At 51.1% G+C, this 1,320-nt stretch carries 1 rRNA gene; it reads right to left on the bottom strand.

The features are described from left to right. Positions 1 to 962 (bottom strand): 16S ribosomal RNA (locus tag AB0912_RS35885); the annotation flags it as partial. Positions 963 to 1,320: the final 358 nt, after the last annotated feature.

Consider the following 1,320-nt stretch of genomic DNA (forward strand, 5'->3'; position numbering starts at 1 on the left):
AAACATCCTTGGCAAATGCTTTCGCAGTAGTTAGTCTTCAATAAATCCAAGAATTTCACCTCTGACAATTGAATACTGATGCCCCCGACTGTCCCTATTAATCATTACGGCGGTCCTAGAAACCAACAAAATAGAACCACACGTCCTATTTCATTATTCCATGCTAATGTATTCGAGCATAGGCCTGCCTGGAGCACTCTAATTTTTTCAAAGTAAAAGTCCTGTTTCCCCGTCACACCCAGTGAAGGGCATGAGGTTCCACAGAGGGAAAGGCCCGGCCGGACCAGTACACGCGGTGAGGCGGACCGGCCAGCCAGGCCCAAGGTTCAACTACGAGCTTTTTAACCACAACAACTTTAATATACGCTATTGGAGCTGGAATTACCGCGGCTGCTGGCACCAGACTTGCCCTCCAATTGTTCCTCGTTAAGGGATTTAAATTGTACTCATTCCAATTACAAGACCCAAAAGAGCCCTGTATCAGTATTTATTGTCACTACCTCCCCGTGTCGGGATTGGGTAATTTGCGCGCCTGCTGCCTTCCTTGGATGTAGTAGCCGTTTCTCAGGCTCCTTCTCCGGGGTCGAGCCCTAACCCTCCGTTACCCGTTGCAACCATGTTTGGCCAATACCCAAACATCGAAAGTTGATAGGGAAGAAATTTGAATGAACCATCGCCGGCGCAAGGCCGTGCGATTCGAGAAGTTATCATGAATCACCAAAGAGCCCAGAGGGCATTGGTTTTTAATCTAATAAATACATCCCTTCCGAAGTCGGGATTTTTAGCATGTATTAGCTCTAGAATTACCACGGTTATCCAAGTAGTAAGGTACTATCAAATAAACGATAACTTATATAATGAGCCATTCGCAGTTTCGCTGTATAATTGCTTATACTTAGACATGCATGGCTTAATCTTTGAGACAAGCATATGACTACTGGCAGAATCAACCAGATAACTATCGTCCGCCGCGGAAAAACGGCAACCGGTGCTGCGAGCAGCGCCGGAGAGATGTCAAGTTCACTGGGTGGCGTCCGGAGACGCGCCGGGCAAAGCACCTGCGGCAGGAGCCGTGGGCGCCGTGCGAGCCGGCAATCCGCTTTCCCACTCATGTGTTCCCCAGCGAAGCCGTCGACCACACTGAGCCCGAACGGGCGGCGTGTGGCCTGGGGCACGCCAGGAGAAGGACTCAGCGCCCGACTTCAGCCATTGCGGCGTCCGGCGGGCGTGGTTGCCTTCCGTTGCTCGATGGTAGAACTCGCCAGAGGCCAGTAATCCACAGAACCCATCCCTACAGCGGCGATTGCCGGGGCATTCGTC

The organism is Streptomyces sp. NPDC007084 (genome assembly GCF_040703595.1).
In the GTDB taxonomy this organism is placed as follows: Bacteria; Actinomycetota; Actinomycetes; order Streptomycetales; family Streptomycetaceae; genus Streptomyces.